21 protein-coding genes and 2 pseudogenes are annotated in these 20,908 nt (G+C 64.9%); 17 read left to right on the top strand and 6 right to left on the bottom strand.

The genetic code is table 11. The annotated features are described in order from the left end of the window. The first annotated feature begins 213 nt into the window (after nucleotides 1-213). The 12 genes and pseudogenes from urtA to ureC all read left to right on the top strand — a co-directional run bounded on the left by urtA (nucleotide 214) and on the right by ureC (nucleotide 10,350). Entirely contained in the window at nucleotides 214-1,479 is a 1,266-nt protein-coding gene (gene urtA / locus ACWKWX_RS04960) for an urea ABC transporter substrate-binding protein (RefSeq protein WP_476294745.1), read from the top strand. A 144-nt stretch (nucleotides 1,480-1,623) separates the two neighbouring features. Continuing rightward, nucleotides 1,624-1,839 (top strand): annotated as a pseudogene (locus tag ACWKWX_RS04965) (urea ABC transporter permease subunit UrtB); the annotation flags it as partial. 30 nt (nucleotides 1,840-1,869) lie between these two features. Beyond that, nucleotides 1,870-3,165: pseudogene (gene urtB / locus ACWKWX_RS04970) on the top strand (urea ABC transporter permease subunit UrtB); the annotation flags it as partial. Continuing rightward, on the top strand, nucleotides 3,165-4,244 hold the full coding sequence (urtC, locus tag ACWKWX_RS04975) for an urea ABC transporter permease subunit UrtC (RefSeq protein ID WP_483827148.1): 1,080 nt from the start codon (nucleotides 3,165-3,167) through the stop codon (nucleotides 4,242-4,244). The pseudogene urtB and the gene urtC, both read left to right, overlap by 1 nt. After that, the gene (gene urtD, locus ACWKWX_RS04980; RefSeq protein ID WP_473005215.1) at nucleotides 4,241-5,101 is read left to right on the top strand and encodes an urea ABC transporter ATP-binding protein UrtD; all 861 of its coding nucleotides are present in this window, start codon (nucleotides 4,241-4,243) and stop codon (nucleotides 5,099-5,101) included. Before urtC ends, urtD begins: the two co-directional genes overlap by 4 nt. Before the next feature lie 123 nt (nucleotides 5,102-5,224). Beyond that, entirely contained in the window at nucleotides 5,225-5,923 is a 699-nt protein-coding gene (gene urtE, locus ACWKWX_RS04985) for an urea ABC transporter ATP-binding subunit UrtE (RefSeq protein WP_416422202.1), read from the top strand. 30 nt (nucleotides 5,924-5,953) lie between these two features. Next, entirely contained in the window at nucleotides 5,954-6,793 is an 840-nt protein-coding gene (locus ACWKWX_RS04990) for an urease accessory protein UreD (protein ID WP_483827149.1), read from the top strand. Between the two features lie 125 nt (nucleotides 6,794-6,918). Then, nucleotides 6,919-7,221: an urease subunit gamma gene (ureA, locus tag ACWKWX_RS04995; RefSeq protein WP_416422200.1), complete on the top strand. Its 303-nt coding sequence runs from the start codon at nucleotides 6,919-6,921 to the stop codon at nucleotides 7,219-7,221. Between the two features lie 8 nt (nucleotides 7,222-7,229). Beyond that, complete coding sequence (locus tag ACWKWX_RS05000) at nucleotides 7,230-7,763, top strand: GNAT family N-acetyltransferase (RefSeq protein WP_416422199.1); 534 nt, start codon at nucleotides 7,230-7,232, stop codon at nucleotides 7,761-7,763. Between the two features lie 6 nt (nucleotides 7,764-7,769). After that, a complete protein-coding gene (locus tag ACWKWX_RS05005) occupies nucleotides 7,770-8,291 on the top strand; it encodes a GNAT family N-acetyltransferase (protein ID WP_027979666.1) in 522 nt (173 codons plus the stop codon). An 11-nt stretch (nucleotides 8,292-8,302) separates the two neighbouring features. Next, nucleotides 8,303-8,608 (top strand): urease subunit beta, encoded by a 306-nt coding sequence (locus ACWKWX_RS05010; RefSeq protein ID WP_416422198.1) that lies wholly within the window; start codon nucleotides 8,303-8,305, stop codon nucleotides 8,606-8,608. A 41-nt stretch (nucleotides 8,609-8,649) separates the two neighbouring features. Further along, nucleotides 8,650-10,350 carry an urease subunit alpha gene (gene ureC, locus ACWKWX_RS05015; RefSeq protein ID WP_483827150.1) on the top strand — a complete coding sequence of 567 codons (1,701 nt, stop codon included), beginning with the start codon at nucleotides 8,650-8,652 and terminating at the stop codon, nucleotides 10,348-10,350. 70 nt (nucleotides 10,351-10,420) lie between these two features. On the opposite strand, the gene ACWKWX_RS05020 is transcribed toward ureC, so the two are convergent. Beyond that, nucleotides 10,421-10,726 carry a chaperone modulator CbpM gene (locus ACWKWX_RS05020; protein WP_416422196.1) on the bottom strand — a complete coding sequence of 102 codons (306 nt, stop codon included), beginning with the start codon at nucleotides 10,724-10,726 and terminating at the stop codon, nucleotides 10,421-10,423. 2 nt (nucleotides 10,727-10,728) lie between these two features. Then, nucleotides 10,729-11,688, bottom strand: a complete 960-nt coding sequence (cbpA, locus tag ACWKWX_RS05025) for a curved DNA-binding protein (RefSeq protein WP_416422195.1) — start codon at nucleotides 11,686-11,688, stop codon at nucleotides 10,729-10,731. 263 nt (nucleotides 11,689-11,951) lie between these two features. On the opposite strand from cbpA, the gene ACWKWX_RS05030 reads away from it, so the two are divergent. Continuing rightward, complete coding sequence (locus ACWKWX_RS05030; RefSeq protein WP_483827151.1) at nucleotides 11,952-13,217, top strand: Hsp70 family protein; 1,266 nt, start codon at nucleotides 11,952-11,954, stop codon at nucleotides 13,215-13,217. Between the two features lie 77 nt (nucleotides 13,218-13,294). Here the strand turns inward: ACWKWX_RS05030 and ACWKWX_RS05035 are convergent, their stop codons facing one another. Next, complete coding sequence (locus ACWKWX_RS05035) at nucleotides 13,295-14,305, bottom strand: AI-2E family transporter (protein ID WP_416422193.1); 1,011 nt, start codon at nucleotides 14,303-14,305, stop codon at nucleotides 13,295-13,297. A gap of 159 nt (nucleotides 14,306-14,464) precedes the next feature. Continuing rightward, on the bottom strand, nucleotides 14,465-14,767 hold the full coding sequence (locus ACWKWX_RS05040) for a PsiF family protein (RefSeq protein WP_473005212.1): 303 nt from the start codon (nucleotides 14,765-14,767) through the stop codon (nucleotides 14,465-14,467). 180 nt (nucleotides 14,768-14,947) lie between these two features. Here ACWKWX_RS05040 and ACWKWX_RS05045 point away from each other — a divergent pair, with 180 nt between their 5' ends. Next, nucleotides 14,948-15,835 carry a DMT family transporter gene (locus tag ACWKWX_RS05045; RefSeq protein WP_416422191.1) on the top strand — a complete coding sequence of 296 codons (888 nt, stop codon included), beginning with the start codon at nucleotides 14,948-14,950 and terminating at the stop codon, nucleotides 15,833-15,835. Here the strand turns inward: ACWKWX_RS05045 and ACWKWX_RS05050 are convergent. Beyond that, on the bottom strand, nucleotides 15,832-16,722 hold the full coding sequence (locus tag ACWKWX_RS05050) for an esterase/lipase family protein (protein ID WP_483827152.1): 891 nt from the start codon (nucleotides 16,720-16,722) through the stop codon (nucleotides 15,832-15,834). The genes ACWKWX_RS05045 and ACWKWX_RS05050 overlap by 4 nt on opposite strands. A 119-nt stretch (nucleotides 16,723-16,841) precedes the next feature. Here ACWKWX_RS05050 and osmE point away from each other — a divergent pair, with 119 nt between their 5' ends. Continuing rightward, on the top strand, nucleotides 16,842-17,189 hold the full coding sequence (gene osmE / locus ACWKWX_RS05055) for an osmotically-inducible lipoprotein OsmE (RefSeq protein ID WP_416422189.1): 348 nt from the start codon (nucleotides 16,842-16,844) through the stop codon (nucleotides 17,187-17,189). A gap of 130 nt (nucleotides 17,190-17,319) precedes the next feature. After that, nucleotides 17,320-17,847 carry a ferritin-like domain-containing protein gene (locus tag ACWKWX_RS05060; RefSeq protein ID WP_416422188.1) on the top strand — a complete coding sequence of 176 codons (528 nt, stop codon included), beginning with the start codon at nucleotides 17,320-17,322 and terminating at the stop codon, nucleotides 17,845-17,847. A 117-nt stretch (nucleotides 17,848-17,964) separates the two neighbouring features. On the opposite strand, the gene ACWKWX_RS05065 is transcribed toward ACWKWX_RS05060, so the two are convergent. After that, nucleotides 17,965-20,040, bottom strand: coding sequence for an AsmA family protein (locus ACWKWX_RS05065; protein WP_473005210.1), 2,076 nt, complete (start codon nucleotides 20,038-20,040; stop codon nucleotides 17,965-17,967). A gap of 331 nt (nucleotides 20,041-20,371) precedes the next feature. Between ACWKWX_RS05065 and ACWKWX_RS05070 the strand changes: the two genes are divergently transcribed. Next, the gene (locus ACWKWX_RS05070) at nucleotides 20,372-20,848 is read left to right on the top strand and encodes a phage infection protein (RefSeq protein WP_483827153.1); all 477 of its coding nucleotides are present in this window, start codon (nucleotides 20,372-20,374) and stop codon (nucleotides 20,846-20,848) included. Nucleotides 20,849-20,908: the final 60 nt, after the last annotated feature.

The raw sequence follows: 20,908 nt of genomic DNA on the forward strand, positions 1-20,908 counted from the left end.
ATGTTCAGCAATACCGCTAGCAATGCACCAGCAACGCCCAACCCCACGCACCACTGCGCCAAACGCGCACCAGCCCGGTGCAGCCCTGCGACCTCCACCGCCCTCAAAGCGCCATCCCACGGCCCCGCACCACTTCGGCACACCCCTTGCAATCTCCCAGGCAGAAGTCGCCATCTGCCCCACTAAAAAATCAAATCATTTGGAGATTGCACCATGAAGCGTCGTAGCTTGATCAAGGCGTTTACCCTTACGGCGTCCATCGCCGCCATGGGCATGAGCTGGACTATCCAGGCCGCCGAGACCATCAAGGTCGGTATCCTGCATTCGCTGTCGGGCACTATGGCAATTTCCGAAACCTCGTTGAAAGACGTGGCGCTGATGACCATCGACGAGATCAACGCCAAGGGCGGCGTCAACGGCAAGAAGCTGGAGCCGGTGGTGGTGGACCCTGCGTCCAACTGGCCGCTGTTCGCCGAAAAGGCCCGCCAGCTGCTGACTCAGGACAAGGTGGCCGTGGTGTTCGGCTGCTGGACCTCGGTGTCGCGCAAGTCGGTGCTGCCGGTGTTCGAAGAGCTCAACGGCCTGCTGTTCTACCCCGTGCAGTATGAAGGCGAAGAAATGTCGCCGAACGTGTTCTACACCGGCGCCGCGCCGAACCAGCAGGCCATTCCGGCGGTGGAATACCTGATGAGCGAAGACGGCGGCAGCGCCAAGCGCTTCTTCCTGCTGGGCACCGACTACGTCTACCCGCGCACCACCAACAAGATTCTGCGCGCCTTCCTGCACTCCAAGGGCGTGAAGGACAGCGACATCGAAGAGGTCTACACCCCGTTCGGCCACGCCGATTACCAGACCATCGTCGCCAACATCAAGAAGTTCTCGGCCGGCGGCAAGACCGCGGTCATCTCCACCGTCAACGGCGACTCCAACGTGCCGTTCTACAAGGAACTGGCCAACCAGGGCCTGAAGGCTACCGACGTGCCAGTGGTGGCGTTCTCGGTGGGCGAGGAAGAACTGCGCGGCATCGACACCAAGCCGCTGGTGGGCAACCTGGCCGCCTGGAACTACTTCGAGTCGGTGGATAACCCGGTCAACACCAAGTTCGTCGCCGACTGGAAAGCCTACGCCAAGGCCCACAACCTGCCAGGCGCCGACAAGGCCGTGACCAACGACCCGATGGAAGCCACCTACGTGGGCATCCACATGTGGGCCCAGGCCGCCGAGAAAGCCAAGTCCACCGATGTGGATAAAGTGCGCGAAGCCATGGGCGGCCAGACCTTCGCCGCGCCGTCGGGCTTCACCCTGACCATGGACAAGACCAACCACCACCTGCACAAGCCGGTGATGATCGGCGAGATCCAGGACGACGGGCAGTTCAACGTGGTGTGGCAGACCAAGGAGCCGATCCGCGCCGAGCCGTGGAGCCCGTTCATTCCAGGCAACGACAAGAAGCCGGACTACGCGGTGAAGAGCAACTAACCCCCCCAACGTAGCCGCTGCCGAAGGCTGCGCTGGCCCTGCGCCCCGCTGGAGATTTTCAGCGTACTCAAGGGCCAGCGCAGCCTGGCGGCAGCGGCTACGGGTGTGAAGCCGCCGATTTTTTCCGCTTTTCAGGACGCTGCCATGTCCCTTTATCGCCTTCTGCTCTCCCTCATCCTGCTGCTGCCCCTGGCCGCCCACGCCAGCGACGGCGACGATTTTGTCGCTGGGGACTCTGCGCAGCAGGCGCAACTGCTGGAAACCTGGGCTGCCCAGCCCATCCCCGAACGCCTTGAGCTGCTACAGGCCCTGCAGGACGGCCGCGTGGCCATGGACGCCGACAAGCACGCCGTCATCGAAAAGGCCAACGCCCCCAGCGACAGCAACCTGCGCAAAGTGCGCCTGAACAACCGCCTGCGCGGCCTGGTGGACAACGCCATGGCCAGCCAGCAACTGCTCAACAACGACAAGGCCACGCGCCTGGCCGCCGCCCAACAGCTGCAGAAAAGCGCCCAGCCCGCCCAGCTGAAACTGCTGGACCACGTGGTGGCCGGCGAGCAGGACAGCACGGTCAAGACCGCCCTGAGCCTGGCCCTGGCCAACCTGCAGCTGGTAGACCCGGATCCGGCCGTGCGCCTGGCTGCCGTGCGCCTGCTGGGCGACACCGGCGAGCCCATGGCCCGCACCCGCCTGGAAAACCTGCTGCAACCCGACGTCGAGAAAGACCCCGGCGTGCGCACCGCCGCCGAAACCAGCCTGGTGCAGGTGAAACGCAAGCTGATGATCGGCGACCTGCTGGGCCAGGCCTTCAGCGGCATGTCCCTGGGCTCGATCCTGCTGCTGGCGGCGCTGGGCCTGGCCATCACCTTCGGCCTGCTGGGCGTGATCAACATGGCCCACGGCGAGATGCTGATGATCGGCGCCTACTCCACCTACGCCGTACAGTTGCTGTTCCAGCGCCTGGCCCCTGGCGCCATTGAGTTCTACCCGCTGGTGGCGCTGCCGGTGGCGTTCTTCGTTACCGCCTGCATCGGCATGGCCCTGGAACGCACCATCATCCGCCACCTGTACGGCCGCCCGCTGGAAACCCTGTTGGCCACCTGGGGCATCAGCCTGATCCTGATCCAGGCCGTGCGCCTGATCTTCGGCGCGCAGAACGTGGAAGTGGCCAACCCCGAATGGCTGAGCGGCGGCATCCAGGTGCTGCCCAACCTGGTACTGCCCTATAACCGCATCGTCATCATCGCCTTCGCGCTGTTCGTGGTGGTGCTGACCTGGCTGCTGCTGAACAAGACCCGCCTGGGCCTGAACGTGCGCGCCGTCACCCAGAACCGCAACATGGCCGCCTGCTGCGGCGTACCCACCGGGCGCATCGACATGCTGGCCTTCGGCCTGGGCTCGGGCATCGCCGGCCTTGGCGGCGTGGCCTTGAGCCAGATCGGCAACGTCGGCCCCGAACTGGGCCAGGGCTACATCATCGACTCGTTCCTGGTGGTGGTGCTGGGCGGCGTCGGCCAACTGGCCGGCAGCGTCTCGGCGGCGTTCGGCCTGGGCATCGCCAACAAAATCCTGGAACCGCAGATTGGCGCGGTGCTGGGCAAGATCCTGATCCTGGCGCTGATCATTCTGTTTATCCAGAAACGTCCGCAGGGCCTCTTTGCATTGAAAGGACGGGTGATCGACTGATGAACCAACCATTGATGGTAACCGCCGCGCAAAAGGCCGGCCCCAAGGCCACTATCGCCATCGGCGCCCTGGTGGTGCTGGGGTTGGTGGCCCTGGCGCTGATGTCGCTGCTGCCTGACACCAGCAGCCTGCAGGTGTCGGCCTACACCCTGACCCTGGTGGGCAAGATCCTCTGCTACGCCATCGTCGCCCTGGCCCTGGACCTGGTGTGGGGCTACGCCGGGCTGCTGTCCCTGGGCCATGGCCTGTTCTTCGCCCTGGGCGGCTACGCGATGGGCATGTACCTGATGCGCGAGTCGGCCGGCGACAGCCTGCCGGCGTTCATGACCTTCCTGTCGTGGACCGAGCTGCCGTGGTACTGGACCGGTACCCAGCATTTCCTCTGGGCCCTGTGCCTGGTGGTGCTGGCGCCGGGGCTGCTGGCCCTGGTGTTCGGTTTCTTCGCCTTCCGCTCGCGGATCAAGGGCGTGTACTTCTCGATCATGACCCAGGCGCTGACCTTCGCCGGCATGCTGCTGTTCTTCCGCAACGAGACCGGCTTTGGCGGCAACAACGGTTTCACCAACTTCCGCACCCTGCTGGGCTTCGACATCACCTCGCAGGGCACCCGCGCGGTGCTGTTCCTGCTCACCGTGGCGTTGCTGGTGGGCAGCCTGTTGCTGGGCTGGCGCCTGGCACAGAGCAAGTTCGGCCGCGTGCTGACCGCCCTGCGCGACGCCGAGAACCGGCTGATGTTCTGCGGCTACGACCCGCGCGGCTTCAAGCTGTTCATCTGGGTACTGAGCGCGGTGCTGTGCGGCCTGGCCGGCGCGCTGTACGTGCCCCAGGTGGGCATCATCAACCCCAGCGAAATGTCGCCGACCAACTCCATCGAAGCCGCCGTGTGGGTGGCCCTGGGCGGCCGCGGCACGCTGATCGGCCCGCTGCTGGGCGCAGGCCTGGTGAACGGCATGAAGAGCTGGTTCACCGTGGCTTTCCCTGAATACTGGCTGTTCTTCCTCGGCGCGCTGTTCATCATCGTCACCCTGTACCTGCCCAAGGGTGTCATCGGCCTGATCAAGCAAAGGGGCGAACAATGAAGACCACGCCGACTCCCGAGTTCATGCTCGAACCCATCCTGGAACCCAACCGCGATGCCGGCACCAGCCGTGATGCCATCGGCCTGGGCCAGCGCGTGGACGGTGCGCTCAGCGCCCGCCACGGCACCATCCTGACCCTGGAAGACATCAGCGTCAGCTTCGATGGCTTCAAGGCGCTGAACAACCTCAACCTGTATATCGGCGTCGGCGAGCTGCGCTGCATCATCGGCCCCAACGGCGCGGGCAAGACCACGCTGATGGACGTGATCACCGGCAAGACCCGCCCCAGCCACGGCAAGGCCTGGTTCGGCGAAACCCTGGACCTGACCAAGATGAGCGAGGTGCAGATCGCCCAAGCCGGCATCGGCCGCAAGTTCCAGAAGCCGACGGTGTTCGAGGCGCTGAGCGTGTTCGAGAACCTGGAGCTGGCGCAGAAGACCGACAAGTCGGTGTGGGCCAGCCTGCGTGCGCGCCTGACGGGCGAGCAGAAAGACCGCATCGACGAGGTGCTCGACACCATTCGCCTGACCACCTCGGTGCACCGCCCCGCCGGCCTGTTGTCCCACGGCCAGAAGCAGTTCCTGGAGATCGGCATGCTGCTGGTGCAGGACCCGCAGCTGTTGCTGCTGGACGAACCGGTGGCGGGCATGACCGACGCCGAGACCGAATTCACCGCCGAGCTGTTCAAGCGCCTGGCCGGCAAGCACTCGCTGATGGTGGTGGAGCACGACATGGGCTTCGTCGACACCATCGCCGACTACGTCACCGTGCTGCACCAGGGCAGCGTGCTGGCCGAAGGGTCGCTGCAGCAGGTGCAGGCGGATGAGCGGGTGATCGAGGTTTACCTGGGCCGCTGACCCTGCCCTTTTTTGATGGAAACACTGCTGTTGTGGGAGCTGGCTTGCCAGCGAGCTTTCAGGGCCTCAAAAGCTCGCTGGCAAGCCAGCTCCCACAAGGTCCATATGCGGAGAGTTTGAACCATGCTCCAGGTCGAAAAGCTTCACCAATACTACGGCGGCAGCCACATCCTGCGCGGCCTGTCCTTTGACGTGAAGGTCGGCGAGGTCACCTGCCTGCTGGGCCGCAACGGCGTGGGCAAGACCACCTTGCTCAAGTGTCTGATGGGCCTGATCCCGTCCAAGGAAGGCAGCGTGCAGTGGGAAGGCAAGCCCATCACCGGCTTCAAGCCGCACCAGCGCGTGCACGCCGGCATCGCCTACGTGCCCCAGGGCCGGGAAATTTTCGGCCGGCTTACGGTGGAAGAAAACTTGCTGATGGGCCTGTCGCGCTTCAGCGCCAGCGAGGCCAAGGAGGTGCCGGGGTTCATCTACGAGCTGTTCCCGGTGCTGCTGCAGATGAAACACCGGCGCGGCGGCGACCTGTCCGGCGGCCAGCAGCAACAGTTGGCCATCGGCCGCGCCCTGGCAAGCCGCCCGCGCCTGCTGATTCTCGACGAGCCTACCGAGGGCATCCAGCCGTCGGTGATCAAGGAAATCGGCGCGGTGATCAAGAAGCTTGCCGCCCGCGGCGACATGGCGATTCTGCTGGTGGAACAGTTCTACGATTTCGCCGCAGAATTGGCTGATCAGTACATCGTCATGTCTCGGGGTGAAATCGTGCAGCACGGGCGAGGTGAAAATATGGAGGCCGAGGGTGTACGCGGCCTGGTAACCATTTAATCTGCACACAAACCAATAACGAACACGCCTATGAACCTGCCCGCTTCCACCGCCCTGTACACGCCGAGCTGGCACGCCGAGCTCGAGCTGGGCTACGGCCGTTTCGGCGACACCACCCGGCCCACCCAGCGCCGCCACCTGGGCCCGCTGCGGGTGCAGAAGCACCTGTACGCCGAAGGCCCCGAGGTGTGCCAGCACATCATCGTGCACCCACCGGGTGGCATTGCCGGCGGCGACCGCCTGGATATCAGTGTCGCTGTCGGCACCGGTGCCTGGGCGCAGCTGACCAGCCCCGGCGCCGCCAAGTGGTACCGCGCGGCCGGGCCCGCCTACCAGACCCTGAAGCTGAGCGTGGCCCCCGGCGCGACCCTGGAGTGGCTGCCCCAGGAAACCATCGTCTACAGCGCCGCCCAGGCAGAACTGCAGACGACTGTCGAGCTGCAAGGCGACGCGCGCCTGGTGTACTGGGACATGGTCGCCCTGGGCCGCCCGGCGGCGGACGAGCGCTTCGAGCGCGGGCATTTCCAGAGCCGCGTGGACATTCGCCGCGACGGCCAGCTGCTGTGGCATGAGCGCCAGCGCGTGTTGGGCAACGACGGACTGCTGGACTCGCCCATGGGCCTGGACGGCCACACCGTGTTCGCCACCTTGCTGGTGACGGCCGACATCAGCCCCGAGTTGCTTGAACAATGCCGGGCCGTGGAAGGCCAGGTGCGTGGCGACCTCAGCCAGCTGCCCGGCCTGCTGGTAGCTCGCTGCCTGGCCCACGAAGGCCTGCACGCCCGCGACTGGCTGATTGCCCTGTGGAAACTGCTGCGCCCCGAGGTGCTGGGCAAAGAAGCCCTGCCCCCAAGAATCTGGAGCACCTGACATTTTGTGGGAGCTGGCTTGCCAGCGAGCTGTTTGGAGCCCCAAAAGCTCGCTGGCAAGCCAGCTCCCACAAATAAAGTGCGTGTTCGAATCCTGTTTTGTTACTGCCCACGAATGGACACACCATGGACCTGACACCCCGCGAAAAAGACAAGCTGCTGATCTTCACCGCCGGCCTCGTGGCCGAGCGCCGCCTGGCCCGGGGCGTGAAGCTCAACTACCCGGAAACCATGGCCTACATCTCGGCAGCGCTGCTCGAAGGCGCCCGCGACGGCCAGACCGTGGCCCAGCTGATGCACTTCGGCACCACCCTGCTCACCCGCGACCAGGTGATGGAAGGCATCCCGGAAATGATCCCCGAGATCCAGGTGGAAGCCACCTTCCCCGACGGCACCAAGCTGGTCACCGTCCACCAACCCATCGCCTGAGGCCTGCCATGACCTTCCGCATTCGCGACGCCGTACACGCCGACCTGCCCGGCATCCGCGACATCTACAACGATGCCGTGGCCAACACGACGGCCATCTGGAACGAGCAACCGGTGGACCTGGGCAACCGCCAGGCCTGGTACAGCGCCCGCCAGTCCCAGCACTACCCCATCCTGGTGGCGGTGGACGCCAATGATGCCGTGCTGGGCTACGCTTCATTTGGTGACTGGCGTCCCTTCCAGGGTTTCCGCCAGACCGTCGAACACTCGGTCTACGTGCGCAACGATCAACAAGGCAAGGGCCTGGGGCCCGCACTGATGAAAGCCCTGATCGAACGCGCACGCGGCTGCGACAAACACGTGATGGTGGCTGCCATCGAAAGTGGCAACGTGGCCTCCATCCGTCTGCACGAGCGACTCGGTTTCACGATCACGGGGCAGATGCCACAAGTGGGCAGCAAGTTCGGCCGCTGGCTGGACCTGACCTTCATGCAACTGATCCTGAACCCGGGCGCCGAACCTTCCCCGACTCCCGTGGAGTAAGCCGCCATGAATGCCGCCCAATTGCGCCGCGTCACCGTTGAAAGCTTTGCCCACTACCGCCAGGGCCTGGTCGAGTTGCTGCTGGACTCGGTCAAGCAAGGCGCCTCCATCGGCTTCCTCGCCGACGTGGACGCCCATGAAGCCAACAGTTTTCTAGACGAAGTGAAGAACCGCATCGCCATCAATGACCTGGTGCTGTGGGTGGTAGTACGTGACGAGCAGGTGCTGGCCAGCGCGCAATTGGTGTTCTGTAAGCGCGTGAACGGCTTGAACCGTGCCGAGGTGCAGAAGCTGATGGTGCGCAGCGACGCCCAGCGCCGCGGCATGGGCCAGCAGCTGATGGAAGCGGTGGAAGTCGCCGCCCGCCAGTACAAGCGCGGCCTGCTGCACCTGGACACCGAGGCCGGCTCGCCCGCCGAGGCGTTCTACCTGTCCCAGGGCTACAAGCGCGCGGGGCAGATCCCTGGCTTTGCCTGCCGTCCGGACGGCGAATACACCGCCACGGCGTTTTTCTACAAGACTCTTTGAAGGAGGCCTGAATGATCCCCGGCCAATACCAGATCCAACCTGGCGACATCGAACTCAACGTCGGCCGCCGCACCCTCAGCCTGACGGTGGCCAACAGCGGCGACCGGCCCATCCAGGTGGGCTCGCACTACCACTTCTTCGAAACCAACGACGCCCTCACCTTCGACCGCGCCGCCAGCCGCGGCATGCGCCTGAACATCCCGGCTGGCACCGCCGTGCGCTTCGAGCCGGGCCAGAGCCGCGAGGTGGAACTGGTGGACCTGGCCGGCCACCGCCGCGTGTTCGGCTTCGCCGGCCGCGTCATGGGCGATTTGTAAGGCCCCCGCGGGGTCATGAAATTGGAATTCAAAGGCAGACAATGAAAATCTCGAGACAAGCCTACGCCGACATGTTCGGCCCCACCGTCGGCGACAAGGTGCGCCTGGCCGACACCGACCTGTGGATCGAAGTGGAAAAGGACTTCACCACCTACGGCGAAGAAGTGAAATTCGGTGGCGGCAAGGTGATCCGCGACGGCATGGGCCAGGGCCAGCTGCTGGCCGCCGAGGTGGTGGACACGCTGATCACCAACGCGCTGATCATCGACCACTGGGGCATCGTCAAGGCTGACGTGGGCCTGAAGGACGGCCGCATCGCCGCCATCGGCAAGGCCGGCAACCCGGACATCCAGCCCGACGTGACCATCGCCATCGGCGCCAGCACCGAAGTCATCGCCGGTGAAGGCATGATTCTCACCGCCGGCGGCATCGACACCCACATCCACTTCATCTGCCCGCAGCAGATCGAAGAAGCGCTGATGAGCGGCGTCACCACCATGATCGGCGGCGGCACCGGCCCGGCCACCGGCACCAACGCCACCACCTGCACCTCAGGCCCGTGGCACATGGCGCGCATGCTGCAGGCGGCCGACTCGTTCCCGATGAACATCGGCTTCACCGGCAAGGGCAACGCCAGCCTGCCCGAGCCGCTGATCGAGCAGGTGAAGGCCGGCGCCATCGGCCTCAAGCTGCACGAAGACTGGGGCACCACCCCCGCCTCCATCGACAACTGCCTGAGCGTGGCCGACCAGTACGACGTGCAGGTGGCCATCCACACCGACACCCTCAACGAGTCGGGCTTCGTGGAAACCACCCTCGGCGCGTTCAAGGGCCGCACCATCCACACCTACCACACCGAAGGCGCCGGCGGCGGCCACGCCCCCGACATCATCAAGGCCTGCGGCTTCCCCAACGTGCTGCCCAGCTCAACCAACCCGACCCGGCCGTTCACCCGCAACACCATCGACGAACACCTGGACATGCTGATGGTGTGCCACCACCTGGACCCCAGCATCGCCGAGGACGTGGCCTTCGCCGAAAGCCGCATCCGCCGCGAGACCATCGCCGCCGAGGACATCCTCCACGACCTGGGCGCCTTCTCGATGATCAGCTCCGACAGCCAGGCCATGGGCCGCGTCGGCGAGGTGGTGACGCGCACCTGGCAGACCGCCGACAAGATGAAAAAGCAGCGCGGCTCGTTGGCCGAGGACGCGCCGGGCAACGACAACTTCCGCGCCAAGCGCTACATCGCCAAGTACACCATCAACCCGGCCATCACCCACGGCATCAGCCATGAGGTAGGCTCCATCGAAATTGGCAAATGGGCCGACCTGGTGCTGTGGCGCCCGGCGTTCTTCGGCGTGAAGCCGACGCTGATCCTCAAGGGCGGCGCCATCGCGGCCAGCCTGATGGGCGACGCCAACGCCTCGATTCCCACCCCGCAGCCCGTGCACTACCGGCCGATGTTCGCCAGCTACGGCGGCTCCCGGCATGCCACCAGCATTACCTTCATCAGCCAGGCAGCACTGGACGCCGGCGTGCCGGAGCAGCTGGGCTTGAAGAAGCAGATTGGCGTGGTAAAGGGCTGCCGCACGCTGAAGAAGACCGACCTGATTCACAACGGCTACCTGCCGGCGATCGACGTCGACCCGCAGACCTACCAGGTGAAGGCCGACGGGGTGCTGCTGTGGTGTGAACCGGCGGAGACGTTGCCGATGGCGCAGCGGTATTTCCTGTTCTAGAGACAAACCCTGTGGGAACTGGTTTCCAGGGCCTCAAAAGCTCGCTGGCAAGCCAGCTCCCACAGTTATATCAGCCTTGCACAAAGCGCCCCAGGCGCTGGCGCAGCCGGGCGTTTTCGGCGCGCAGGTCGCGGACTTCTTCAAGCAGCTCCAGCGCCAGTGCCACGCCTTCCCATTCCAGGTCCAGGTCGTGGTGCAACTTCGCCGCGCGCCGCGCGATCAGCGGGGAAAAGTCGTCGAACAACCATTCCTCCGGGGACCGTCCCGTGGGTTCCACTATGCCGTGCTCGACGATTTCAATCACATAGGCCGCCGACATCTCGGTGGCCTGACAGAACGCTTGCATGTCCAGTTGAACGTAGCGGGACGTTTCCATGATCAACGACTCCAGTTGGCTCGGGGGTCGAATGCCGCCTTCTCCGACAGGGTTTTCCACAGCGCTTGCGTGGCTTCGTCGGCGTGCGGGGGCATTACCACTTTCAGTTGTGCGTAGAGGTCACCGCGCTCGCCCTGCTTGCGTTGCAGGCCGTTGCCCTTCACGCGCAGGCGCTGGCCGCTCTGGCTGTCGGGGCGGATGGTGAGGTTGATGCGCCCGGTGAGGGTAGGCACCGCCACCTTGGTGCCCAGCGCCGCTTCCCACGGCGCCAGCGGCACGGTGATGATCAGGTCGTGGTCTTCCACGTCGAACATCGGGTGCGGGGCGAACCGCACGATCAGGTACAGGTCGCCGTTCGCACCACCACCCACGCCCGGCGCGCCCTGGCCCTTGAGGCGGATGCGCTCGCCATCGGTGACGCCGGCCGGGATCTTCACGTTGAGGGTCTTGGTGGTGTGCCCGGTCTGCTGGCCGGCAGCGTTGTGCTGCGGCACCTGGAAGCTGATCTGCTTCGACTCGTTGGCCAGGGTTTCCTCGAGGAATACTGCAAGTTCCATTTCCACGTCTTGTCCTCGCCGCCCGGCGCTGCGTTGCTGGCCACGGCCAAAGGGGTTGCCATTGCCACCACGCCCGGCCGAGCCGAAGATGGAGCTGAAGAAATCGGAAAAGTCGCCGGCGCTTTCCTCGAAGCCGCCACCACCGCGGCCCTGCCAGCCTGGCGGGCCCTGGAACGGACGGCCGTGCTGGCCGTACTTGCGAATCTCGTCGTACTCGGCACGCTTGTCGGCGTTGCTCAGCGCTTCATAGGCCTCGGAGGCCTCCTTGAATTTGTCCTCGGCGTCCTTTTCCTTGCTGACGTCGGGGTGATATTTGCGTGCCAGCTTGCGGTAGGCGGTCTTGATCGCCTTCTCGTCCGCGGTCGGCTCCACGCCCAATATCTTGTAGTAGTCTTTGAAGTCCATCGAAGGATCACCATCCGTTTATCGGGATCGCGCGGTCAGTCCACTTAGTGTAGAGACCTGGCAATGGGGTGTAAGTTTATCGACTGCCGGTACGCTTTGCTGAAGGCGCAGCGGCGCAGTCGTAGGGGATGACTGCAAGATTGGGGGGCCGAGGCGCGCTTTCAAGGTGCGACCGTGTGGCAATTAAACGCCCCATGGCCTTGATTATCGCTACCACTGGCATAAACTGCGCGGCCGTTTTTTGCACAGAATCCGGCAACGACATGACCAACCAAACCCCGGCCCGCGCCTGCGGCATCGACTTCGGCACCTCCAACTCCACCGTCGGCTGGCACCGGCCGGACGTCGAGACCCTGATTGCGCTGGAAGACGGCAAGATCACCCTGCCGTCGGTGGTGTTCTTCAATATCGAGGAGCGTCGGCCGGTGTACGGCCGCCTGGCACTGCACGAATACCTTGAAGGCTACGAAGGCCGCCTGATGCGCTCGCTCAAGAGCCTGCTGGGCTCCAAGCTGATCAAGCACGACACCAGCGTGCTGGGCACCGCCCTGCCGTTCAAGGACCTGCTGGGCATGTTCATCGGCGAGCTGAAAAAGCGCGCCGAAGCCAACGCCGGCCGTGCCTTCGACGAAGTGGTGCTGGGCCGCCCGGTGCATTTCGTCGACGACGACAAGGCTGCCGACCAGGAAGCCCAGGACACCCTGGAAGAAGTGGCGAAGAAAATCGGCTTCAAGGACGTGTCGTTCCAGTTCGAGCCCATTGCCGCGGCGTTCGACTACGAGTCCACCATCCAGCGCGAAGAGTTGGTGCTGATCGTCGACATCGGCGGTGGTACCTCGGACTTCTCGCTGATTCGCCTGGCCCCCGAGCGCCACACCATCGACGACCGTCATAGCGACATCCTCGCCACCGGCGGCGTGCACATCGGCGGTACCGACTTCGACAAGCAGCTGAGCCTGCAGGGCGTGATGCCGCTGTTCGGCTACGGCAGCCGCATGAAAAGCGGCGCGTTCATGCCCACCAGCCACCACATGAACCTGGCCACCTGGCACACCATCAACTCGGTGTACTCGCAGAAATCCCAGCTGGCCCTGGGCAGCATGCGCTACGACATCGAAGACACCGCCGGCATCGACCGCCTGTTCAAGCTGATCGACCAGCGCGCCGGCCACTGGCTGGCCATGGAAGTGGAAGAGACCAAGATCCAGCTGACCCACGCCGACAACCGCCTGGTGCCGCTGGACCGCATCGAGCCGGGCCTGAGCGTGGACATGAGCCGCGCGCTGTTCGAAGCGTCCATCGACACCCTCCTGGAGCGGGTGCGCGGCAGCGTCACGGCGCTGCTGAACGATGCCGGCGTGGGCGTGGCCCAGGTCGACACCGTATTCTTCACCGGTGGTTCCAGCGGCATCCCGGCGCTGCGCAACAGCGTGGCGGCCATGCTGCCCATCGCCCGGCACGTGGAAGGCAACATCTTCGGCAGCATTGGCAGCGGCCTGGCCATTGAGGCGCGCAAGCGCTACGGCTAAACACCGCGCCGCGACCATCGCGGGCAAGCCCGGCTCCTACGCATTCGGTAGGAGCCGGGCTTGCCCGCGATGGGCCATCACACCAACTCGGCGCGGCGCAGCTCGCTTTTCAGATACGCGTAGTAGATCGGCCCCGCCACCACCCCCGGCAGCCCGAAAGCCGCCTCGAAGATCAGCATCGCCAGCAGCAGTTCCCACGACTTGGCGCGGATCTGGCTGCCCACGATGCGGGCGTTGAGGAAGTATTCCAGCTTGTGGATCAGCATCAGCCAGCCCAGCGCCGCCACCGCCACCCAGAGCGACACCGACAGGCCGATGATGGTGATCAGGGTGTTGGAGATCAGGTTGCCGATCACCGGTAGCAGGCCGAGGATGAAGGTCAGCACCACCATGGTCTTGTGCAGCGGCAGCTTGATGCCGCACAAGGGCAGGATGATCAGCAGGAATACCGCAGTGAACACGGTGTTCAAGGCGGCAATCTTGATCTGCGCGAAGACGATATTGCGGAACGCCTGCACCAGCAGGGTCAGGCGGGTCAGCAAGGCGCCCGCCAACGGCTTGTGCTCAGCCTCGGGCGGAATGCGGTTCAACGCCACGATAGCGCCCAGCACCATGCCGATCAGCAGGGTGACGAAGGTGCGCACCGCGTCCTTGCCCACCAGTTGCAGCTCGGCCAGGTGCTTGCTGACCCAGTCGCTGATGGCCGAGCGGAACTCGGTGACGTTGGCCGGCAGGTAGGCATCGATGGACGGCGGCAGTTGCCCACGGGCGCGGTTGAGCACGTCCATGAACTTGTCGAGGAAGGCCCCCGGGTTCTCCGCCTCGTGCATCAGGAAACTGATGGCCAGGGCGAAGATCACCGCCAGCAGGCTGACGATCACCGTGCCCAGCAACGCCACCGCCACCCAGCGCGCGCGCGGCCCGGAGATCAGGTGCTCGAGCTTGGGCGTGAGCATATTGACCAGTTCATACACCAGCAAACCCGCCAGCAGGCTGGGCAGCAGGCGCAAAGGCATCACCAGCAGCAGACCACAGAACATAATGATCAGGCTGGCCCATAACACGTGACGCTGGGAAAACGTTGGCATACAGCCTCGAACACGTACGACATGGAAGGACCCGGCAGTCTGCCAGCCTTCGCCTGGCAGAGCCAGTGGCGGCCTGTGGGAGCTGGCTTGCCAGCGAGCTGTTGAGGCCTGAAAAGCTCGCTGGCAAGCCAGCTCCCACAGGGATCGTTGTGCGCGAGACTATTTCTTCAGGCAACTGCTCATGAAGGTCTTGCGCGCATCGCCGCTCAGGTTCTGGGTCTTGGCGGTGGCGTTGCAGGTGGTCATTTTCTGCTGCTGCGGGGTCAGGGTCTTGGTGGTGCTCGCCGCTGGGGCGGCTTTCAGGCACGTGCTCATGTAGGTCTTGCGCTCATCGCCCTTGAGGCCCTTGGTGGTGGCGTCGGCGTTGCAGGTGGTCATCTTGTTCTGTTGCGCAGTGGCGGCAAAGCCTTGAGAACACAGGAGCAGGCCGAGCACCAGCAGGGGCGCGTGCAGCATTTTCATGGAGTTTTCTCCTTGGCGCCGCGCTGGGCCGCGCGGCCTCGCCTGAAGTGTAGACAAACTTTGCAACAGCCCCTGGCGGCGCAGATTGTCGGATTCGCACGGTCGGTTGACGGCTTGGCGGTAGGTGCGCGCGGCGCAAAGCGGGGATAATCGCGCCTTATCGACTGACAGGCGTTCCCCATGCAATACGCGTTTCCGTTGCTGGCCATTCTGATCTGGGCCGGCAACACCGTAATCAACAAGATGGCCGTGGGCGCCATCTTCCCCGCCGAAATCGGCTTCTACCGCTGGCTGCTCGCCGGCCTGCTGTTCACCCCGTTCCTGCTGCCCAAGGTGTGGGCCAACCGCGCGGCGATCCGCCCGCACCTGGGCAAGGTGTTCGTGCTGGGCCTGCTGGGCATGGCGGTGTACCAGAGCCTGGCGTACTTCGCCGCGGCGCTGACCAGCGCCACCAACATGGGCATCATCCTCTCGCTGATGCCGCTGATGTCCCTGGCCATGGCCATCGTCGCCTTGGGCCAGCGCCTCACTGCCGGCGCGTTGTTCGGCGCGGTGCTGTCGCTGGGCGGGGTGCTGGTGGTGGTCTCGGCCGGGCAGCTGGGCAGCCTGCTGGCCCACGGCCTGAACCGTGGCGACGCGATGATGCTGCTGGCCACCCTGGCCTACGCGGTGTACAGCACGTTGCTGAAGAAATGGCAGCTGCGCCTGCCAGCGTTGCAACTGCTGTACCTGCAGGTGCTGGTGGCGATCATCGTGCTGCTGCCGCTGTTCGTGCTGTCGCCCAAGGTAGGCCTGGGCCTGGGCAACATCGGCCTGGTGCTGTACGCCTGCCTGCTGGCCTCCATGGTCGCGCCGCTGGCGTGGATGCAGGCGGTCAGCCGCCTGGGCCCCAGCCGTACCACGCTGTTCTTCAACCTGCTGCCGTTGATCACCGCGCTGATCGCCGCCGCCGTGCTGCATGAGCAACTGGCGCTGTACCACTTGGTGGGCGGCCTGCTGACCCTGGGCGGGGTGATCATGGCGGAACGCTGGACCACGCCGCTGGGCCGCGTCCGCGCCTGCGCCTAAAGCCCGGCCTGCGCCAGCCGGGCGGCGTGTTCGGTGAACAACCGCACCGGCTCCACCCCCTTGCCCACCAGGCCCAGGGACTGGTTGACGATGTCCAGGTGGTCCATGGGGTAGTCATCGCCAATCACCTGGCCCAGGTGCGAGCTGAAACGCCCGACCATCCCGTCGCACTGCCCCGCCTCGCGCACGAAGGTGCGGGCGAACAGCTTGCAGCTGCGGTGCGAGCCGTCCAGGCGGTTGCCACCGCCGTCGGCCAACGGGTGCTGCAACACCCCCGACCATGAGTAGTAATGCACGCCATTGACCACCGGCTCGCCCTGCCCGCCCCACGTGGCGGGCAGGCCCTGTGGATACGCCTGGTTGAAACGCGCCACCCCGGCGCAGGTCAGGGAATTGTGCGACCCGTGCACGTCGATGGGCAGCAGCGGCCCGCGCCAGCCGGTTTCCAGCACGCCCATCAACAGCCCCAGCAGGTACAGGACGACATGCAGCAGGCGCCCGCCCACCGAGTTGTGCGGGTAGCGGCGCTCCAGGTAGTCGGCCAGCTCCGAGCCATGGTTGGGCCCGGCCACCGAGGTCACCGACGCCACCCAGTCCGGGCGCTTGGCTGCGGCATAGCGGGCGGTCAACGCGCCCTGGCTGTGGCCGATCAGGTTGACCTTGGCCGCGCCGGTCTCGTGGCGGATGCGTTGGATGATCAGCAACAGCTGCTCGCCGCGCACCTCGGTGCTGTTGATCGGCGACACCTGCACCGGAAATACCTGCGCGCCGCCACGGCGCAGCGCCCGGACGATGCCGAACCAGTAGGGGTACAGCAGCAGCCGGACAAAGCCGAGCATGCCGGGCACCAGGATGATGGGGTAGCGGGTAGCGCCGGGCGTGGCCATGGCGTGGGCATCCTTGGGGAGCAAGCCAACATACTAGCGCACTGACATCGAACTCCTGCGTGGCGCCGTTGCCACAGTATTACGGGGCCACTATTGGCTCATTCGAAGGAGCGACACCTATGTACAAGCAAACCCTGGCTGCAGTGTGCGTACTGGCTTCGCTGGCGGGCTGCGCCAACACCAAGGTCGAAAACCCCGTGGACTTTGTCACCTACCGCAACGAGCCGCTGGTCAAGCAGGTGGACACCGGCATGACCATGCAGCAGGTCATCGCCATCGGCGGTACCCCCTCCAGCGTCGTGGATGGCAACGGCAAGACCGCCGCCGGCACCTGCAATAACTACGTGCTCAACACCGACGGCAAGCAGCAGGCCTACTACGTGAGCTTCGACGGCACCGGCCACGTGGACAGCAAGGGCTTCATGACCTGCGCCCAGCACAAGGGCAACGTCAAGGCGATGCCCTGATGTCGCGCGGATAAAACTTTCCGGCACCTCGCGCACTCACACCCTCTGTACCGATCGAGCCGGGCGCCCGTCAGCCAATGACGGGCGCGATAGAGCCTGACGGCCCCAACCGTATAGCCTGGAGAATGTCATGACCATTGCACTGACCGACAAGAACACCCTGCGTGAAACCGCTCGCAAGAATGTTGACCAAGGCGCCGTGACCGAAGGCTATGACGCCGACCGCCAGGAGGTGCTGCGCCTGCTCAACGACTCGCTGGCCACGGAGCTGGTGTGCGTGCTGCGCTACAAACGCCATTACTACATGGCCAAGGGCGTGAAGGCCCACGTGGCCGCCGAGGAGTTCCTGGAGCACGCCGGCCAGGAAGCCGAGCACGCCGACAAGCTGGCCGAACGCATCGTGCAGTTGGGCGGCGAGCCGGACTTCAACCCCGACAGCCTCAGCAGCCGCTCCCATGCCGAATACAAGCCGGGCAGCAACCTCAAGGAAATGGTGTACGAGGACCTGGTGGCCGAGCGCATCGCCATCGACAGCTACCGCGAGATCATCCAGTACATCGGCGACAAGGACCCTACCTCGCGCCGCCTGTTCGAGGAGATCCTGGCCCAGGAAGAAGAACACGCCGATGACATGGCGGATATTCTCGAAGGGCTGTAAGTAGCGTTACATCCAACCAATGGGAGCGGGCTCTGCCCGCGAAAAGGCCCCCGCGCTTTGTCTGATCAAGCGCGGGGGCCTTTTCGCGGGCAGAGCCCGCTCCCACATGGGTAGCACCTAACGAGTGCTTGGCACTGTCTTCGGCGCCTTGCCCGCCTTCATCTGCTCCAGCAACGGCGTGCACTGGTTAGGCTCGCCACCGCTGGGTGCCACCAGCGCCAACAGGCCTGCCGCCGGCGCCGCTACCACGCCCAAGGCAATCATCCCCGCGCCGCGCAGCAGCAACGGCACCGCTTGCACGCCGGCGCTGGGCTTGGCAAACGGCCCGCGCACGTACAGCGGCGAACGCAGCGACAGCAGGCGGAAGCCCTTGGATTCGGGGGTGATCTTCAGGTCCAGCTGCTCGGTCTTGAAGTTCACCGTGCCATCGATGTAGATAATCGCGTTCTCGGTGTCGAACACGAACAGCCGTGGTGCCGCCAGGCCATCCTTGATGCCCAGGTCGGCGGCGGCGCAGTTGATCTTCACTTCCTTGTCGCCAAAGATCTTGCCCATCACGTAGTTACCCACGTTCAGCCCGGCAATCTCCATCAGGCTGCGGCTGACCGCGCCATCGTTGATCAATAGCTTCAGGTCGCCGTTGGCGCTGCCCAGCAAGGCCGCCACCGAGTTGCCGGTGCCGGCGATGTCGGCGTCACCGTTGAGCTGGCCGAAGCTGGTCTTCATCGGTTCGAAGGTGGGGAACAGCTGTTTCAGCTTGAAGCCGCGCGCGGTCAGCTTGGCCCGGCCCTGCAAGGGCGTGGTGCGGCCGTTGAGGCCGATCTGCGCGTCGAGGTTGCCGCCCGCCACGCCAAAGCGCAGGGGTTGCAGGTTCAGCTGGCCGTCATCGAGCACCAGGTGCGTGTAGAGGTCGGTGAACGGCAGCTCCTTGCTCTGTACGATCTTCTTGCCAGTGAACTCGACGTCGGCGTCCATGGTGCGCCAGCGCTCGGTGCGGAACTCTTCCACCGGCAGCACCTTGCCCGCCGGTTGCTTGCTTTCGCTGCCGCGCGCGGCCTGCTTGGCGTTGGAGTCGGCGCCGATCAACGGTGCCAGGTCGGTGAATAGCAGCTGGTTGGACACCAGTTTGCCGGTCAGCTTGGGCCGCGGCTGGCTGGCGACGAAGCTCAGGTCGCCGTGAATGTCGCTGTTGCCGATCTTGCCGTTGAAGCCCTGGTATTCGAAGGTGGCACCGGTGGGCTCATGGAGCTTGGCCTGCAGGTGGCCGTCGGTGGAATACGGCGGCGAGTCGGGCAGCGTCACCCCGGTCAGCGGGTACAGCTTGCTCAGGCTGGCGCCTTCCAGCTTCAGGCGCAGGTCCAGGGCGCCGAGGTTGCGCGGGTCGGTCAGGGTACCGGCGACGGCCACGTGGGTGTCGGCAATGCGCACGTCGGCCTGCACCGGGAACGGCTTGGCCGCGTCCTGCAGGGCCAGCAGGCCGCCGATCTTGCCGGTGCCGTTGACGGGCTGGTCCTTGTAGCGGCCAGTGACCTTGAAGCCGAAGGCGTAGTCCTGGGCGCTGCCGCCTTGGTCGCTGACCTTCTTCGCCGCGCCGCTGCCGACGATGTCACTGAACGGAATCGGCTTGCCCAGCGGGTCGATCAGCACGTCGGCGTGGGCTTTCAGGGTCACGTCGTCATACACCACGTGGCCCTTGTCGAAGCCGATGGCGCCGATGTCCATCACCCATTTCGACGGTTCGGCGTTAGGGTCCTTGGGCCCGAAGTCGAAGGTCCAGTTGGCGCGGCCGTCGGCCAGGCGTTGCAGGTTGGCGTCCGGCTGGGTCAGGTCGATGCGCGGGATGACAATGCGCTCGGCCAGCAAAGGCAGCGGCGACAGGCGGAACGCCACGCGCTTGAGGCCGACCATCTGCGGCTCTTTCGACCATTCGGGGTTGCCCAGGGTCAGGTCCTCGGCCTCGAAGTGCGGCCACGGCACCCAGGCGCGCCAGCCGCCCTCGTCGGGCTCGCGGCCCCAGTGCACGGCCAGGTTGCCGTTGATGGCGAACGGGCGGTGCAGGGCTTCGGACACCTTCGCGTTGAGCGTCGGCTTCACCCGGTTCCAGTCAAAGGTGGCAATGACCACCACCAGTACGACGATCAGCAGCACCAGGGTGCCAACTGTCCAGGCCAGGATCTTGCGGGGGCGCGTCATGCACGAATCTCCAAGTGACAGCGAGCCGGAAAACGGCGGCCCGCCTGGTTGCAGCAATTACCTTAGGACTGGCAAACCGCCCGGGGGTTTAACCCGATTGATGAAATCGCGAACACTTTCATCGATGCACGTTCCATGAAAGCGCGGGCGCCGTGGGAAATCCCCGCGACGGTGCAGGCGAAACCCGCGTAAGGCCTTGATTAGACAGCCCCAGGGCAAACAATCAATTCCGTTGATTGTTACCATTGTCCTTATGAACTTTTATATCTAATTCTCAAGAGTAGCATTGGCTTCGTACCCACTTTTCAGCCCTCCAAAGGAGCGCCAAATCATGAAACGCCAATTGCTGCTGACCCTGACCCTCTCTGTACTGGCCGCCAACGTGTTCGCCGCCAGCAACGTTCAACCTGCCGTTACCCAGCACAGCGCTGCGGTGATCGTGGCCCAGGATGGTTCGGACCGTACGCTGAACCGCGTTGCCCAGGACGGTTCTGACCGCACCCTGAACCGCGTTGCCCAGGACGGTTCTGACCGCACTCTGAACCGCGTCGCTCAAGACGGCTCCGACCGCACCCTGAACCGCGTTGCCCAAGACGGCTCGGACCGCACCCTGAACCGCGTCGCTCAAGACGGCTCTGACCGCACCCTGAACCGCGTTGCTCAAGACGGCTCGGACCGCACCCTGAACCGCGTTGCCCAGGACGGCTCCGACCGCACCCTGAACCGCGTCGCTCAAGACGGCTCGGACCGCACCCTGATGCGCGTCGCCCAGGACGGCTCCGACCGTACCCTGAACCGCGCGAGCTGAACCTTGGCTGCCCTGGAAAAAGCCCGGTCCCCGTACCGGGCTTTGATTTTTCCGCCGATT

It is taken from the genome of Pseudomonas imperatae (assembly GCF_057128625.1).

Coding starts and splice junctions, on each gene's coding strand:
- urtA (WP_476294745.1), top strand. CDS start 214: ATGAAGCGTCGTAGCTTGATCAAGGCGTTTACCCTTACGGCGTCCATC.
- urtC (WP_483827148.1), top strand. CDS start 3,165: ATGAACCAACCATTGATGGTAACCGCCGCGCAAAAGGCCGGCCCCAAG.
- urtD (WP_473005215.1), top strand. CDS start 4,241: ATGAAGACCACGCCGACTCCCGAGTTCATGCTCGAACCCATCCTGGAA.
- urtE (WP_416422202.1), top strand. CDS start 5,225: ATGCTCCAGGTCGAAAAGCTTCACCAATACTACGGCGGCAGCCACATC.
- ACWKWX_RS04990 (WP_483827149.1), top strand. CDS start 5,954: ATGAACCTGCCCGCTTCCACCGCCCTGTACACGCCGAGCTGGCACGCC.
- ureA (WP_416422200.1), top strand. CDS start 6,919: ATGGACCTGACACCCCGCGAAAAAGACAAGCTGCTGATCTTCACCGCC.
- ACWKWX_RS05000 (WP_416422199.1), top strand. CDS start 7,230: ATGACCTTCCGCATTCGCGACGCCGTACACGCCGACCTGCCCGGCATC.
- ACWKWX_RS05005 (WP_027979666.1), top strand. CDS start 7,770: ATGAATGCCGCCCAATTGCGCCGCGTCACCGTTGAAAGCTTTGCCCAC.
- ACWKWX_RS05010 (WP_416422198.1), top strand. CDS start 8,303: ATGATCCCCGGCCAATACCAGATCCAACCTGGCGACATCGAACTCAAC.
- ureC (WP_483827150.1), top strand. CDS start 8,650: ATGAAAATCTCGAGACAAGCCTACGCCGACATGTTCGGCCCCACCGTC.
- ACWKWX_RS05020 (WP_416422196.1), bottom strand. CDS start 10,726: ATGGAAACGTCCCGCTACGTTCAACTGGACATGCAAGCGTTCTGTCAG.
- cbpA (WP_416422195.1), bottom strand. CDS start 11,688: ATGGACTTCAAAGACTACTACAAGATATTGGGCGTGGAGCCGACCGCG.
- ACWKWX_RS05030 (WP_483827151.1), top strand. CDS start 11,952: ATGACCAACCAAACCCCGGCCCGCGCCTGCGGCATCGACTTCGGCACC.
- ACWKWX_RS05035 (WP_416422193.1), bottom strand. CDS start 14,305: ATGCCAACGTTTTCCCAGCGTCACGTGTTATGGGCCAGCCTGATCATT.
- ACWKWX_RS05040 (WP_473005212.1), bottom strand. CDS start 14,767: ATGAAAATGCTGCACGCGCCCCTGCTGGTGCTCGGCCTGCTCCTGTGT.
- ACWKWX_RS05045 (WP_416422191.1), top strand. CDS start 14,948: ATGCAATACGCGTTTCCGTTGCTGGCCATTCTGATCTGGGCCGGCAAC.
- ACWKWX_RS05050 (WP_483827152.1), bottom strand. CDS start 16,722: ATGGCCACGCCCGGCGCTACCCGCTACCCCATCATCCTGGTGCCCGGC.
- osmE (WP_416422189.1), top strand. CDS start 16,842: ATGTACAAGCAAACCCTGGCTGCAGTGTGCGTACTGGCTTCGCTGGCG.
- ACWKWX_RS05060 (WP_416422188.1), top strand. CDS start 17,320: ATGACCATTGCACTGACCGACAAGAACACCCTGCGTGAAACCGCTCGC.
- ACWKWX_RS05065 (WP_473005210.1), bottom strand. CDS start 20,040: ATGACGCGCCCCCGCAAGATCCTGGCCTGGACAGTTGGCACCCTGGTG.
- ACWKWX_RS05070 (WP_483827153.1), top strand. CDS start 20,372: ATGAAACGCCAATTGCTGCTGACCCTGACCCTCTCTGTACTGGCCGCC.